Source organism: Burkholderia sp. S171, assembly GCF_009766085.1.
Taxonomy (GTDB): Bacteria; Pseudomonadota; Gammaproteobacteria; order Burkholderiales; family Burkholderiaceae; genus Caballeronia.
The window spans coordinates 40,885-55,363 of record NZ_LMUF01000041.1 but is presented as its reverse complement, the minus strand read 5'-3'; the positions used below and the strand labels follow the sequence as shown (position 1 = coordinate 55,363).

12 protein-coding genes and 1 pseudogene are annotated in these 14,479 nt (G+C 58.9%); 4 read left to right on the top strand and 9 right to left on the bottom strand.

Features of this window, described 5'->3' with window-relative positions; genetic code table 11:
* Positions 1-2,416, top strand: a pseudogene (locus tag GSQ93_RS22005) (hypothetical protein); the annotation flags it as partial.
* Here GSQ93_RS22005 and GSQ93_RS22000 read toward each other — a convergent pair.
* From GSQ93_RS22000 to GSQ93_RS21975, 6 genes are all read right to left on the bottom strand, one after another.
* Positions 2,345-3,925, bottom strand: a complete 1,581-nt coding sequence (locus GSQ93_RS22000; protein WP_158937763.1) for an IS66 family transposase — start codon at positions 3,923-3,925, stop codon at positions 2,345-2,347. The pseudogene GSQ93_RS22005 and the gene GSQ93_RS22000 sit on opposite strands and share 72 nt — an antisense overlap.
* A gap of 30 nt (positions 3,926-3,955) precedes the next feature.
* Entirely contained in the window at positions 3,956-4,309 is a 354-nt protein-coding gene (tnpB, locus tag GSQ93_RS21995; protein ID WP_158937762.1) for an IS66 family insertion sequence element accessory protein TnpB, read from the bottom strand.
* On the bottom strand, positions 4,285-4,788 hold the full coding sequence (locus tag GSQ93_RS21990) for a transposase (RefSeq protein WP_174254661.1): 504 nt from the start codon (positions 4,786-4,788) through the stop codon (positions 4,285-4,287). Before GSQ93_RS21990 ends, tnpB begins: the two co-directional genes overlap by 25 nt.
* A gap of 648 nt (positions 4,789-5,436) precedes the next feature.
* A complete protein-coding gene (locus tag GSQ93_RS21985; RefSeq protein WP_174254660.1) occupies positions 5,437-6,978 on the bottom strand; it encodes a UxaA family hydrolase in 1,542 nt (513 codons plus the stop codon).
* A 12-nt stretch (positions 6,979-6,990) separates the two neighbouring features.
* Complete coding sequence (locus GSQ93_RS21980; RefSeq protein ID WP_158937761.1) at positions 6,991-8,109, bottom strand: mannitol dehydrogenase family protein; 1,119 nt, start codon at positions 8,107-8,109, stop codon at positions 6,991-6,993.
* Positions 8,110-8,125: 16 nt separating this feature from the next.
* Positions 8,126-9,148 carry a zinc-binding alcohol dehydrogenase family protein gene (locus GSQ93_RS21975; protein ID WP_158937760.1) on the bottom strand — a complete coding sequence of 341 codons (1,023 nt, stop codon included), beginning with the start codon at positions 9,146-9,148 and terminating at the stop codon, positions 8,126-8,128.
* Positions 9,149-9,318: 170 nt separating this feature from the next.
* Here GSQ93_RS21975 and GSQ93_RS21970 point away from each other — a divergent pair, with 170 nt between their 5' ends.
* Positions 9,319-10,026, top strand: a complete 708-nt coding sequence (locus GSQ93_RS21970) for a FadR/GntR family transcriptional regulator (RefSeq protein WP_158937759.1) — start codon at positions 9,319-9,321, stop codon at positions 10,024-10,026.
* Between the two features lie 63 nt (positions 10,027-10,089).
* Here the strand turns inward: GSQ93_RS21970 and GSQ93_RS21965 are convergent, their stop codons facing one another.
* Positions 10,090-10,410: a hypothetical protein gene (locus tag GSQ93_RS21965; RefSeq protein WP_031362147.1), complete on the bottom strand. Its 321-nt coding sequence runs from the start codon at positions 10,408-10,410 to the stop codon at positions 10,090-10,092.
* Between the two features lie 445 nt (positions 10,411-10,855).
* Between GSQ93_RS21965 and GSQ93_RS21960 the strand changes: the two genes are divergently transcribed.
* Positions 10,856-11,752 carry an SAM-dependent methyltransferase gene (locus GSQ93_RS21960; protein WP_254073989.1) on the top strand — a complete coding sequence of 299 codons (897 nt, stop codon included), beginning with the start codon at positions 10,856-10,858 and terminating at the stop codon, positions 11,750-11,752.
* Here GSQ93_RS21960 and GSQ93_RS21955 read toward each other — a convergent pair.
* Together GSQ93_RS21955 and GSQ93_RS21950 are read right to left on the bottom strand one after the other, a co-directional pair.
* A complete protein-coding gene (locus GSQ93_RS21955; protein ID WP_158937758.1) occupies positions 11,742-12,296 on the bottom strand; it encodes a DUF1415 domain-containing protein in 555 nt (184 codons plus the stop codon). The genes GSQ93_RS21960 and GSQ93_RS21955 overlap by 11 nt on opposite strands.
* On the bottom strand, positions 12,293-12,943 hold the full coding sequence (locus tag GSQ93_RS21950) for a TetR/AcrR family transcriptional regulator (protein WP_158937757.1): 651 nt from the start codon (positions 12,941-12,943) through the stop codon (positions 12,293-12,295). The genes GSQ93_RS21955 and GSQ93_RS21950 overlap by 4 nt, the downstream gene beginning before the upstream one ends.
* A 130-nt stretch (positions 12,944-13,073) precedes the next feature.
* Between GSQ93_RS21950 and GSQ93_RS21945 the strand changes: the two genes are divergently transcribed.
* Positions 13,074-14,357: an MFS transporter gene (locus tag GSQ93_RS21945; RefSeq protein WP_158937756.1), complete on the top strand. Its 1,284-nt coding sequence runs from the start codon at positions 13,074-13,076 to the stop codon at positions 14,355-14,357.
* Positions 14,358-14,479: the final 122 nt, after the last annotated feature.

Sequence of the window (14,479 nt, the reverse complement as noted above, 5' to 3'; positions counted from 1 at the left end):
CGCTTTGTCGGCTGGCTTTACTGCGGTCGGCGACGGTCAAGATTCGATCGCGTTCGGTTCGAATTCTTTGGCGTCTGGCACCTCAACCGTTGCAATCGGTACCGGTGCTACGGCGATCAAGGCTGCGACAGGCTCAATGGTGATGGGCAATGCATCCATCGTACGGGGCACCAACACGATCGTGCTGGGTAGCAACATCGACTCAGCGGGCAACAACAGCGTTGTGCTCGGGAACGGCAGCGATGGCTCGCTGGACAACGTTGTGTCGGTTGGTGGTACGGCAGCAGGAACGCAACGCAAGATCGTGAACGTGGCTGCTGGTACCACGACCACGGACGCTGTCAACTTCGGTCAGTTGACAGCAATGGGCGCGAAGATTGACACGAGCGGCCACTCAACGAACGCATTCGTGGCTTACGACAACAACACGTCGATGGACACGATCACGTTGCAAGGCACGGCTGGCAGCACAAAGATCACGAAGCTGACCGCCGGTACGCTGAGCGCAACCAGCACGGACGCAGTCAACGGTTCGCAACTGTTCAACACGGCGTCGAGCGCAGCAGCAGCAATTGGTGGCGGTTCGACGCTTAATCCGGCTACGGGCACGATCAGCAAGCCGAGCATCTCGGTTGGCGGCGTGACGTACACGGACGTTTCAGCAGCAGTTACGGCAGCAGGCACGGCAGCAACAACAGCACAGACCGGGTTGCTCAACGCAGTCCAGTACGACACCACCGCGCATTCAAAGGTTACGTTCGGCGGCACGGGTTCGGCTGTGACGTTGTCAAACGTTGCAAAGGGCATGGCGCTCACCGACGCAGTCAACGTAGCTCAGTTGAACGCAATGGGCGGCAAGGTCGACTCGAGCGGCAACCCGACGAACGCGTTCGTTGCCTACGACAACAACACGTCGAAGGACACGATCACGTTGCAAGGCACGGCCGGCAGCACGAAGATCACGAAGCTGACCGCCGGTTCGCTGAGCGCAACCAGCACGGACGCGGTCAACGGTACGCAACTGTTCAACGCGGCATCGAGCGCAGCAGCGGCAATCGGCGGCGGTTCAACGCTTAATCCGGCTACGGGCACGATCAGCAAGCCGAGCATCTCGGTCGGCGGCACCACGTACACGGACGTTTCAGCAGCCATCACGGCAGCAGGCACGGCAGCAACGACAGCGCAGACCGGATTGGTCGACGCAGTCAAGTACGATACCGCGCTGCATAACAAAGTGACGTTGGGCACGGTAGGTTCGCTGGTGACGTTGACAAACGTTGCAGCGGGCACGACCACGAACGACGCCGTCAACCTCGGCCAGTTGAACTCGGCCATTGCTAGCGTCAGTGGTGGTCTTTCGCCGAACGCCGTGTCGTATGACACCAGCGCTCACGACAAGGTTACTTTCGGCGGCACGGGTCCGGCGGTGACGTTGTCGAACGTTGCTAAGGGCGTGGCGCTCACCGACGCAGTCAACGTGGCTCAATTGAACGCAATGGGCGGCACGGTCGATTCGAGCGGCAACCCGACGAATGCATTCGTGGCTTACGACAACAACACGTCGAAGGACACGATCACGCTGAAGGGCACGGCTGGCACGACGAAGATCACGAAGCTGACCAACGGCACGCTGAGCGCAACGAGCTCGGACGCAGTCAATGGTTCGCAACTGTTCAACACGGCATCGAGCGCAGCAGCAGCAATTGGCGGTGGTTCTACGCTTAATGCGGCTACGGGCACCATCAGCAAGCCGAGCATCTCGGTTGGCGGCACCACGTACACGGACGTTTCAGCAGCCATTACGGCAGCAGGCACGGCAGCAACAACAGCACAAACCGGATTGCTCGACGCAGTCAAGTACGACACGTCGGCACATAACAAGGTCACGCTGGGCGGCACGGGTTCAGCGGTTACGTTGTCGAACGTCGCAACTGGCGTAGCCAACACCGACGCGGTGAACGTTGCTCAGTTGGCCGCTAGTATCAGCACGGTGACGGACAGCACGAAGCAACTGAACAATGCCTTGAAGTACGTCTCGTTTGGTCCGAGCGCGGCAGGATTTGCCAACGCCGGTGGTACAGATGCAATCGCTTTGGGTGGCAATTCGTTTGCTAGCTCTGACCGTGCGCTTGCCATTGGCTTGAACGCCCGTGCAGGCTTTGCTGACTCGGTAGCAATCGGTAGCTACTCCATTGTCAGCGCTGCTAACACGGTATCTGTTGGCTCGATCGGTTCAGAACGCCGCATCACGAACGTCGCTATTGGTACAAGGTATGCGATCCATCAACGACGCCTCTCTGGGGGTGCACGCCGTTGGAGTGTGGATGATGTAGGGGGCGCGCGATCAGGGAATGTCGGCCGGCATCTTCCAAGGAAGCAGCGCGTCGTATTCATCGACGGTATTTGCAAGTGGTAGCCGTTGAAACAGCCAGGTAAGGTAACGATAGGGATCAATGCGGTGGGCGCGACAGGTCTCCACGATTGAGTAGATGTTAGCGCTGGCGTTTGCGCCCGCAACGGTGTCTGCAAAGAGCCAGGAGCGGCGTCCTACACAGAATGGGCGAATCGAGTTTTCACAAGCATTATTCGAGATGGGCCAGTTGCCATTCTCGGTGTATCGAATTAGTTTCGGCCACTGTCCTCGCAGGTAAGTTAGCGCTTTGCCGAGGAGGCTATTTGGCACCACACCGGGAGATTGCTCGGTCAACAGCTTATGAATCACATCGAGCACGCGCCTACAGTACCGTTGTCGCAATCGCTGTCGCCGATCGACGGCCCATTGCGCGCTGCGTGCCTCCACGGCGAACAACTTTCCGATTAGCTTGATGAAGCGCGTGGCGAGCAGATCGGGCGAGCGCGCTGCTTTGGGCACATTTTCCTCTGCCTTGATGAAGTATCGTCTTGCGTGAACCCAGCATCCAAGATGAACAAGCTGGTATCGCTCGGCGAGGCCGTTATAGGGTTCATAGCCGTCCGTCATCAGGACCGCACCTTTACGAATGCCCGTGAACAGCTTGTCGGCCAGGTGCGCACCGCGACCGGGCGTGTACGTGAAGCAGCGGATTGGATTTCCTGAATCCGTCATCTGCGACCAGAGATAACTCTTCGTCTGAGGCTTACGCCCCTTCTCCTTCAGGACCTGGAATGTCGTCTCGTCGCAGTAGACCAGCTCCGCGTCGAGCAGTGCATCGCGCATCAGGTTAATCACGGGCTGTATTGCCAGACCGACGCGAACCATGCTCGCGGCAATCGTGTTGGACGAGATGTCGCCGCCAAAGCGCCGCAGCAAACCGGCTTGACGATAAAGTGGCATTCCGAACTGATACTTGCCCGTGGCGATCCACGCAAGCGCCGATTCGGTAAGCAGTCCACGAGGGATGATACGCGGGGGCGCCGGCGTGACCTTGATGCCGAGATCGCAGCACGGGCAAGCATACTTTACGCGTTGATGCTGAATCACGCGAAGCTGCTCTGGAATCACATCGAGCTGCTCGCTAATCTCGACCCCGATTTCCACGAGCGCGTGGCCGTCGTTCGTGCAGAAGCGTTCGGCCTCGGGGAGATCATGTCGCACAACCTCGCGTGGCAGATTCGGATCGAGCGGTTTGCGATGACCACGCCGCTTGCGCTGATGCATACCAACTGTCGTCTCCGGAGTGTCTTCCAAGGCGGCCGTGCTGTTCGCACTGAGCGCTTCGGCTTCGTTGAACAGACCCAGTTGATCGGAACCCCGCGCTTCGCTCTTCGCACCAAACAGTTCACGACGATAAGCACGGAGCCGCTCCTCGGCAAGATCGCGTTCCGCTGTCACGAGCCGCAACGCGCCACGTAGCGTTTCCTGTTCTTCTCGCAGTGCGCGAGCGGCCTCGCGCTCAGCGAGCAGCTCTTTCAATTCGTCGGCGGTGATCGTGACCTCGATTGGCATACTGCTTAGACTAATATGCCAAGGGCGCGTTCAGCTAACGCGGAGATATTCTCGCTTTGTATGTCGCCGGATCGCCGTAATGTCATCGCCGTCGAGCAGCGCGTGCAGCACCTCGCTTGTCATCGTCACGACCGCGGCCTTGTTGTCCGGCCAGATGAAGTGGCTCGTCTCCAATCGTTTGATCATTAGCCAGAAACCGCTACCATCCCAGAAGAGAATCTTGATGCGGTCACGACGCCGATTCCCGAAGATGTAAAGAGAGGAGTCCATCGGGTTCAATTGCATGGACTGCTCAACGAGGATTGACAAGCTGTTCATACCGTAGCGGAAATCGACAGGATCCCGGTGCAAGTAGACCTTCAGCTTTTCGTCGAACCTGAACACGGCAACCTCCCCAGGATCTGCACTACGGTCGTCAGTTCGTCGATGGTCGCGATCGAGTTGCCCAGCTCAAGTTCGACGCCGTTCGATAGACGTACATGCAGCGCCAGAGACATCGTCATCGGGGGTGGCGCAGCCGATGGTGGCGTCGCCGCATGGGCGACCGCAACAAATGGCGCAGCGCGGTCGTTGTACGACATCGTTAGCGCGGCAGGCACCGCAATGTCGATCATCACTTCGTCCGATACCTCGGAGACTTTAGCAACCGATTCTGTGGCGGCTTGCCGCTGCCGATACTGCGTAACCCAGGTGCGCAACAGATTCGGGTTGATATCATGTTCCATGGCTGTTCGGGCAATCGATACGCCTCGCTTCAGACACAGACAGATAAGTTCATCCCGCGCTTCCTCATCGTATTCGCGTCGGCCATCGCGCTTTTGGCCAATCACTAAACGGCTTCGCAAGTCATTTTCTTCTGTCATCGGTACAAATCCTCTAAGTGTCCACGTGGACACCTAGCATCAGAGTGCAGCGATTTCTACACAAGGGCGCTACTGATGGATCGCATACAAATGATCGCGCGAGCTAGATTTTATTTCGCCACAGTCGATGCCAGTTGATTCCCGCAAGCGTTCCTTCGCGCTACCTCACCATCGAGGCAGCCTGTTCGCTGGTGCAGATCGCGCTTGCCATTGCCGCTGTCCGTTGCGCGTCCGATGTCTCACGGGTGAGTGCGAGCCGTGATTCCACATTTCACCGGCGCGGGCGATGCCCAGTTGATTTTTCGCAAGCGTTCCTTCGCGCTACCTCACTATCGAGGCAGTCAGTTCGTTGGCGCAGATCCCCTTTGCCATCTCGCCGCTGTCCGTCGCGCATGAATGTCTCACGGCTATGCGCGCAAGCCACGAAGCGGCATTTCTCCGTCGCGGTTGATGCGCAGTCGATATCGACCGGTTGCTCCCGCTAAGTTGCCGAAGCCCACCAGGCATCTCGCCACTTCCCGCAGCGCACGAATATGGCCCGTGTGTGTAGCGGACAATTCCCTTAGCCGCGATCAATGGCATCGAAACAACCAAGGCACCGAAGCAAAGCACGATCATTGTGCTTCCCTCGCGCCAATCAGAAACCCATCAAGTAATCACACCCACCTGCCACGGTACGAACTCGTTTTGACCGTAACCGTGCGCTTCGCTCTTCGATGCCACGCCCGACGCGCAGTCCAGCATCATCTGAAAAATGGCTTCTCCAAGCTGATCGATGGACGCGGTTCCGTCGACAACCCCACCGCAGTTGATATCGATGTCTTCTTCCTGCCGCTCCCACAGCGCTGTGTTCGTGGCGAGCTTCAACGAAGGCGAGGGCGCACAGCCGTAAGCCGAGCCACGCCCGGTTGTGAAGCAGATCAAATTCGCCCCCGACGCAACCTGGCCTGTCGCCGAGACGGGGTCATACCCAGGCGAATCCATGAACACAAAGCCCTTCGCATCGATAGGCTGAGCGTATTCATAAACCTCCACGAGTTTCGTCGTGCCACCCTTCGCCACCGCGCCAAGTGACTTTTCGAGAATCGTCGTCAAGCCACCGACCTTGTTTCCGGCCGATGGATTGTTGTCCATCGCTGCACCGTTTCGCGCGCAATAATCCTCCCACCACTTGATGCGCGTCAGCAGTTTTTCGCCGACTTCCCGGCTCACCGCGCGTCGCGTGAGCAGATGTTCCGCGCCGTAGACCTCGGGCGTCTCCGAGAGAATCGCCGTGCCGCCATGCTGAACCAGACGGTCGACGGCCGCGCCCAGCGCCGGATTTGCCGAGATCCCCGAATAACCGTCCGAGCCCCCGCATTGCAATCCGACTATCAAGTGCGATGCCGGTACCGGTTCGCGTTTGACGCGGTTGGCATCGGCGAGAAGTTCTTTCACCATTGCGATGCCGCGCTCGATCGTCTTGCGTGTGCCGCCGCTGTCCTGGATCGTGAAGCTGCGCAGTTTCGCGCCGTTATCTTTTAGGCCAGCCGAACCGAGGATGCCGGAAATCTGATTCGTCTCGCAGCCCAGGCCGATGAACAGCACCGAATGGAAGTTCGGATGGACGGCGTAACCGGCGAGCGTACGACGCAAGATCGCGATGCCGTCGCCGAGGGAATCAATGCCACAGCCCAGCCCATGCGTCAGCGCGATCACGCCATCGACGTTCGGATGATCGGCCAGCGCCTCAGGACGGACATCGCGGCGAAAGTGATCGGCGATAGCCCGTGCGACCGTCGCGGAGCAATTCACACTCGTCAGGATACCGATGTAATTGCGCGTGGCCACCCGACCGTCTTCGCGACGAATACCCATGAATGTAGCGGGTTTATCGACGAAATGGGTTTCGCGCATATCGACGCCGAACTCATGTTCGCGCTCGAAATCCGCCATACCGAGGTTGTGGACATGAACGTGCTGGCCACGCGAGATGTCATCCCGAGCCACGCCGATAATCTGGTTGTAGCGCCGCACGGGTTCACCTTTGGCGATGTCGCGCGTGGCGATCTTGTGGCCCGGCGGAATCAGCCCGCTCACCACCAGCGGTTCGACTTCAGACGTAATGCGCGCGCCCGACATGAGCTGACGCGTCGCGATCACGACATCGTCGTTGGGATGAAGGCGGATCACGGTGTGATCGGTAGACATAGTATGGATTCCTTATGACAGCGCAGCGACAAGCCGCCGCTGGTCAATATTCAAACCGAGTTGATGCGCAAGCTCGACAGCCTGTTTGAAGCGGCGTTGCTTTTTCTCTGCGTGATTTCGCGCGATGTCGGAGAGCCGGTGATCCAGAAACGGATTCTCGAAGCGGTCCCGGACATCGACGAGATAGGCGCGCGCGGCGTCGTGCTCACCGAGGGCATCGAAGACGGGCAGCACTTCGTCGCGCCATGTCGATTCCAATGTCGTACGCCACGCTTCATTGCGCATGGCGTCGCGAACGTTTGTGTCGGAAGGGGCAAGATCTGCGAGCCAGAGTTCGGCGAGCATCGTATGGCCGAGATTGAGCAGGAGAAGTTTGAGGCGCTCGTAGTGGGCGAGGTCGTCGGTGAGCACGATATCTTTGTGCTCGCACGGCAGGACCATGCCAGGCTGTCGCTCGATTGCCCATAACGCGTAGGGTTCGGCAATCGCGCCAACGGGATGGATCGGTTCCGAGACAATGCGGTCGACCAGCGAGTTCACCCATATGCAATCGTGTTGCAAATAACGGATGAACGCGCCGTCTGCTCGCCACTGATTGGCAATGCTGACAACGAGATCGCGCAACGTGTCGCCGTTACGCGATACCAGTTCGCAAGGGAACACTGTCACCGGTTCAGCGCCCGCGACAAACCGGTCGTGCAGCAGCACAGCGAGCTTGGCGGGAAATCCACGTGGGACCGAATTATCCCCAAGGGTTCGCGCAATGTCTTCCTCAAAGGCGGCGTAGCCGGTATCGCCGGTGTTCGACACGATCACCTTGACGTCGTGGCGCATGCGTTCGCGCAACGTCGGCCAGTCATCGGCGGCGTTGAGGGCTTCGGTGATCGCGTCGCAATGAACGGTGAAGTCGACGTTCGCATCGCCTTGCCGGCCGCGAATCCGTACCGGGTACACGCTCGATGCGCGCAACGCGTCGATCCGCGCCCGGCTTTGCGCATTCGATGTGCTCTGCACGACGGTAATCCGTCCGAGCGCATGCGACGGCTCACGTCGCGCAGCTTCCGCTACGAACAAATCGACATGCGCCTGAAGAAAGCGGCTCGTGCCGAACTGGAGAATCGGATTGCTCATCGTCTGTACGGTCGTGTTAGCACTCGACCAGTGCCTTGATCACGCCTGCAGATGGATCGAGTAGTTTGGAAAACTCGCTTGGCAAATCACTCAGCTTGAGCGTATGCGTGTTCAGCGCCGCCGTGGGAATGAGTCCCGCACGCATGGCCTTTAGCACGGTTTCGAAGTCGTCCGGCGTGGCGTTGCGGCTCGCGAGCAGCGTGGTCTCGCGTTTGTGAAATTCGGGATCGGCGAACGAGATCCGGTCACTAACAATCGATATCAGCACGTATTTCCCGCCATGTGCAACGAACTCCAGACCGCGTTCCATTGCTTTCACGTTGCCGGTGGCGTCGAAGACGATATCGAAAAACTCGGTGTCGGTAAGCTCCGCAAGTTGTTTTGCATCCGCCGCGGCGCCGGTCGTATCCAGACGCACGACGTGGTCAGCGTTAAGTTGCGTCTCGCAGAATCGCAAGCGGTCCTCGCGACCATCCATCACTGTCACTTCTGCCCCGCGCAGCTTCGCGAAAATCAACGCGGCCATGCCGATCGGTCCCGCGCCTACCACCAGCGCGCGTTGCTTCGGCTGCACGTCGGCTCGCGCGACGGCGTGCGCTCCGATAGCAAGGAATTCGATCATCGCGGCCTGATCGAGCGTCACGCCATCGGCTTTGAACACGAACGCCTGCGGCACGGCGAGTTGCTCGACCAGACCGCCATCGGTATGCACGCCCAAGACACGAATATTCATGCAGCAATTCGGCTTTTTGGCCCGGCACGCGATACATTTCCCACACGCTAGGTAGGGCATCACGTAAACCTGATCGCCCTTTGCCACGCGCGCGCCGGCCGGCGCCGATTCCACGATCCCCGATAACTCATGCCCCATTACCCGCGGATACGATAAAAACGGCTGATTCCCGGTGTAGATATGCAGGTCCGTTCCGCACACGCCGACACGCTTGATGCGGATCAGAACGTCGTCGATACCGGGTTCGGGCGACGGGCGATCAATCAGGACGAGCGAGCCGGGTTGTTCGCAGATGACAGTTTTCATGGGATAGGATGATTTTTTTGGCCTTACCAGAACGCATGTTAATTTCCTAAAACGGAACTGGTCAAGCCAATTAGCATCGGATAGGGGTTTGGCCTGACCATCGGCGGCATCGTTGTTTAGAATTCAGCCTTTCCGCCAATGCGGCCCGCTTGCCCAGATAAGGAGCCTTCGTGGCTGTCAAACCCATTGAGACGCGTCGTCTCTACCTTCAGATCGCCGATAAACTGCGCGCTCGGATCGAAGAACAAGGCTTTGCGCCAAATGGCCGCCTGCCATCCGAGCGCGAGTTGGCGCTGATGCTCGGGGTGTCGCGGCCATCGGTGAGAGAGGCGCTGGTTGCGCTGGAGCTGGAAGGGCGCGTGGAAATCCGGATGGGATCGGGCGTCTATATCTGTGCGCCGTCCGCGTCGGGATCGCGACCGAATCTGCCGCCGGGAACGGAGTTCGGTGAAAGTCTGCTCGAAATCATGACCGCGCGGATGGTGATCGAGGGCGCGATCGCGGCGAACGTTGCGGCGTTCGGAAAACCGAAAGCGCTCAAGGCGCTGCGCGAGATCTACGAAAGCATGGCGCGGGAAGTGGCGAACGGGCAAATTCCGCTGGCGGCGGACCGCGCTTTTCACTTAGCGGTGGCGCAGATGTCAGGAAACGATGTGCTGGTGCGCACGGTACAGGGACTTTTCGACGAACGGCATAGCCCGCTGTCATCGAAGCTGCGTGTGCATTTTGAGGGGGAGGAAACGTGGGCGGCCGCGTTAAGCGAGCACAAGGACATACTCGACGCGCTCGAAGCACGCGATGCCATTCAGGCCCAGGCTTCTATGCAGCGCCATTTGAAGGCGTCGTACGAGCGGTTGATGACGCGCCGCAAGCACTGAAAAGAATCATCAGGCCAGTCCGCATCAACCCGGACTGGTCTTTCGAACAACGGAAAGCAGCGCTCAACCTGGATAAGCCTCGTCCACTTTCAGCCCGGCGAGCTTGAAGATCACGCGCAACGTCTGTGGTGCAATCTCGCGCCTCGAGGCGAGGGTCGTCAGCACGAAATCCATCACTTTCGCGTACTTGAGCATGGTCAGGCACGTTTCCATGTCGGTGGTGCCGTCGCGCATGACTTCTGCGAGCCGCAACATTTCGCCGGAAATTTCTCGAGCCATTTCGAGTTCAAGTTGCTGCTTTTCGCTCCATTCAGGCATCGACGTAAGCTTTGCAAGCATTTCCTGAAACTGTTGTTCGGCTTTACTGTCTCGGATTGGGTCCATCGCCGTCCTCATTTTGTTCGCGTGTTCCCCGAGGGAACGCGCCGTGTTCGTTAGGTGTTACGTAACAGACCGTGCCCGACGATCGCCGGTGTCTTTCACCGGCATGGCCTCAAGCTTGGTCGAGGTCATTGATTCATCGCGCTTGGCCTTGCTACCAGGGCGTCCAGCTATAAAAGTCGCGACTTTGTGCCGCCGTAATATCCGTCCATCCCGTTGGTTGTCCCGATCTAAATGCACGAAATGTTCCATCTGAAACCCAAGTTCCTCAGTGCTGCGTTGAGGCGACTCGAACCGCTGTCAGTTCCCGATGCTGCGTCATGCGGGAGCGTCTATGCGCTTTTGGGTAAACTTGCCGATTTACATTCGATACAACCAGCGGTTAGCGCACACTTCGCGCCAAAATTCCGCATGACCCCGACTACAGAATCACTACGGTATCCAGACGATGGCCAAGAAGTCCCGGGCGCCGAACGCGCCCATTGCATCAACGGATTCGTCCGATAAAAAGCCGGATACTTCGGCCAAACACGACATTCGTCCCGGTCAGTCCCTCGAACTTTTAAAGGAACTGCACATCTTGACGCGCGACAGCAAGATGAATCAAGACAGCCGTCGAAAGTTGAAACAGGTCTATCACCTGTTTCAGTTCATCGAACCTTTGCTTGCGGAAATTCATGCAAAAGAGGGTTCGGTGTCGCTGGTCGATCATGGAGCGGGCAAGTCTTACCTTGGCTTCATTCTCTACGATCTCTACTTCAAAGCTCTGCGCGATCGGTCACATATCTTTGGTATTGAGACACGATCGGAACTGGTCGAAAAGTCCGAGGAATTGGCCGCACGGTTGGGATTCGAGGGCATGTCGTTTGTGAATCTATCGGTGGCCGAATCGACTACGTCAGACCGTTTGCCTGAAACAGTGGATGTCGTCACGGCGTTGCATGCGTGCAATACCGCTACCGACGACGCGATTCATTTCGCTTTGCAGAAGAAAGCGAAAACGATTGTGGTGGTGCCGTGTTGTCAGGCTGAGGTGGCTTCGGTTCTACGCAAGAACAAAGGGCATTCGCTCTCGAAGAACGTGTTGACGGAGATGTGGCGGCATCCGCTGCATACGCGTGAATTCGGCAGCCAGATCACGAATGTGCTGCGCTGCCTGCAACTGGAATCGCATGGGTATCAGGTGAGCGTGACGGAGCTCGTCGGCTGGGAACACTCGATGAAAAACGAATTGATCATCGCGCAGTTCAAGGATCTGCCGCGCGGAAAACCGGCGCAGCGTCTGTCCGATGTGCTCGAAACGCTCGGTCTGGAAGAGATGCGCGAGCGGTTCTTTACGACTTGATCTCGTCTTCGCGACGCATGTGATCGACCCAACCTGTATGGCCGAGACGGCGTAGCGTGGCCATGTTGCGTTCATAGATATCGGCGGCGTCGGGGAATGCTTCCACCGCACGTTCGATGCTTGCCTCTCGCAGCAAATGGAAGATCGGGTAGGGCGCGCGATTCGTGAAATTTTCGATGTCGTCGGATTCGGCGTCATCGAATTGATAGTCCGGATGAAAGCTCGCGATCTGTAGTTCACCTTCCAGCTTGAGTTGCTTGAGGAGGGTATCGGCGAAGTGAAGGGCGTCGTTGTAGTCGCCGAAATCGTTGAGCGCGTGCGGGACGATCAACAACGTCGTGTCAGTTCTTTCTGGATCCGTGTCCGCCAGATGCTTCAGTTCGGTTTCGATATCGGCAAGCACCTCTTCGAACGTGCGCGCCTCGCTGACGGCGTAGCGGATCTGGTCCTTCACATACACGGCTTTCGCAAACGGGCACAGGTTCAGGCCAATGACTGCGCGCGTGAGCCAGTGCCGCGTTGAATCGATAATCGCTTCGTTCACAGTTCGATCCTGTCTTCACCACACGCCGCTTGCACGAGCAGCGCGGCTGCGGCGGGCGCTGCGCGCATGGGCCCGCAACCAGGGCCGAACGTCTGACTCGCGGCATATACGCCCTCTACCAGCAACGCGAGGGAATCGGCGAGAAGTTGAGGATCGGCCGCGCCCGCCGCGGTGGATAACTCCAGCAACCGGGTAATCAAATATTCTTTGTTGTTCGCCACCGATACCCGCGCCGGATGCTCGCGATCCGCAAATTCGCAGGCCACGTTCACGAACGGACAGCCGCGATAATCCGGATTCGATGCCCGCTCGACAAGGTCAGTCATGCTCTGTACAAGCGCCTTGGCCGGTTGACCCGGATGTTTGGCGATACTGCGTTCGATCCGCTCCCGAAAGCGCGCGTCCATGCGCGTGAGATACGCCACCACCAGATCGTCCTTCGACGAAAACTGCCGGTACACGCTCATCTTGTTCACGCCGGCGCGCTCGACCACCGCGTCCACGCTGATCGCCCGAATGCCGTCGCGATAAAACAGCTGCTCCGCGGCGTCGAGCAATTGCTCCTGCGCGGTGGCGCCGTCCATGTGCCGACGGACGGTTTTTTTATCGGCGACAGTGTCTTCATTCGATACACGTACCACGGTCATGTCCTTTACTTCCGAAGGGATTCTTGACATGTTACCGAGCAGTCACTAAGCTCGCAACCTAAATGTGACTGAGCGGTAACGTCCGTCGAAATGTTCGTTGCAGGATAACCAGAAGAAACCGGAGCGAAGGATGAATTGGGCAGCCAGGCGGCTTTCGGGCCGCATGCATTACGCGTGGATATCAGTAGGCGTCGTGTTTCTTGTGTTGCTCGCGGCGGCCGGCACGCGTGCGACGCCCAGCGTCATGATGTTGCCGCTCGAACAGCAATTCGGCTGGAGCCGCGCGACCATCTCGCTCGCGATTTCCATCAACTTGGCGTTGTACGGCTTGACCGGGCCATTCGCCGCCGCCGCGATGCAGCGTTTCGGCGTGCGCCCGACATTGCTTGTCGCACTGGGGGTATTGGCGACCGGCGTGGGGTTGTCGGCGCTGATGACCGCACCGTGGCAGATGATCCTGGTCTGGGGCGTGCTGGTGGGCGGCGCGACCGGCGTGGCCGCCATTACGCTGGCTGCGACGGTGGTGAATCGCTGGTTCACGTCGCATCGCGGGCTGGCGATGGGGATCCTCACCGCCAGTTCGGCCACCGGTCAGCTCGTGTTCCTGCCGATGCTTGCAGCGATCACCGAGCGCTTCGGCTGGCGTCCCATGGTGCTGGTCGTTGCTGCGGCCGCGGCGGTGACGCTGCCCCTGGTGGCGTGGCTGCTGCCCGAGCGTCCCTCCGATCTCGTGCTGCGCCCGTTCGGCGAGGCCCCAGACGCGCCACCGCCCATTCCTGTCGCGCAGAAAAATCCGATCGCGCTGGCTTTCGGCACGCTGGGCATGGCGAGCAAGACGCGTGATTTCTGGCTGCTGTCAGGCAGCTTTTTTATCTGCGGCGCGAGCACGAACGGGTATATCGGTACGCATTTGATCGCAATGTGCGCCGATCACGGCATGACCGAAGTACAGGGCGCAGGCCTTCTCGCGGCCATGGGCATTTTCGATCTCTTCGGCACGACGCTGTCCGGCTGGTTGTCCGACCGCTTTAACGCCCGCGTGCTGCTGTTCTGGTACTACGGCTTGCGCGGGTTATCGCTGATGTTCCTGCCGCACGCGTTTGGTATCGATTTCTACGGTTTGCCGGTCTTCGCCGTGTTCTATGGGCTGGATTGGGTGGCCACCGTGCCGCCGACTGTCCGGCTCGCCACGGATGTTTATGGCAAGGAGTCGGCGCCTATCGTATTTGGCTGGGTCGTGGCGGCGCATCAGTTCGGCGCGGCGTTTGCCGCGCTTGGCGGCGGCATGCTGCGCGCGAGCCTCGGCACCTACACCGTCGCAACGATGATTTCCGGAAGCCTGTGCATTGTCGCGGCCGTGATGGTTTTGCGGATCAACAAGGCGCCGCGCGCCTTGCAGGCGGTGGCGACCTGACAGGGGCTGCTCGCCGGCGTGTTGGCGTGCCGGCAGACTCGCAAGTTCGATCTCGCAGCGCGGGTTTGCCAGCTTGGTTATTCTTATGGTCTCGCGGCGTGCATGTGAGCGCACGTCGTCCG

What these genes read in the sequence shown, in the direction of transcription:
- GSQ93_RS21945 (WP_158937756.1), top strand. Translation starts at nt 13,074, where the DNA reads ATGAATTGGGCAGCCAGGCGGCTTTCGGGCCGCATGCATTACGCGTGG.
- GSQ93_RS21990 (WP_174254661.1), bottom strand. Translation starts at nt 4,788, where the DNA reads ATGACAGAAGAAAATGACTTGCGAAGCCGTTTAGTGATTGGCCAAAAG.
- GSQ93_RS21950 (WP_158937757.1), bottom strand. Translation starts at nt 12,943, where the DNA reads ATGACCGTGGTACGTGTATCGAATGAAGACACTGTCGCCGATAAAAAA.
- GSQ93_RS21965 (WP_031362147.1), bottom strand. Translation starts at nt 10,410, where the DNA reads ATGGACCCAATCCGAGACAGTAAAGCCGAACAACAGTTTCAGGAAATG.
- GSQ93_RS21960 (WP_254073989.1), top strand. Translation starts at nt 10,856, where the DNA reads ATGGCCAAGAAGTCCCGGGCGCCGAACGCGCCCATTGCATCAACGGAT.
- GSQ93_RS22000 (WP_158937763.1), bottom strand. Translation starts at nt 3,925, where the DNA reads ATGCCAATCGAGGTCACGATCACCGCCGACGAATTGAAAGAGCTGCTC.
- GSQ93_RS21985 (WP_174254660.1), bottom strand. Translation starts at nt 6,978, where the DNA reads ATGTCTACCGATCACACCGTGATCCGCCTTCATCCCAACGACGATGTC.
- GSQ93_RS21975 (WP_158937760.1), bottom strand. Translation starts at nt 9,148, where the DNA reads ATGAAAACTGTCATCTGCGAACAACCCGGCTCGCTCGTCCTGATTGAT.
- GSQ93_RS21980 (WP_158937761.1), bottom strand. Translation starts at nt 8,109, where the DNA reads ATGAGCAATCCGATTCTCCAGTTCGGCACGAGCCGCTTTCTTCAGGCG.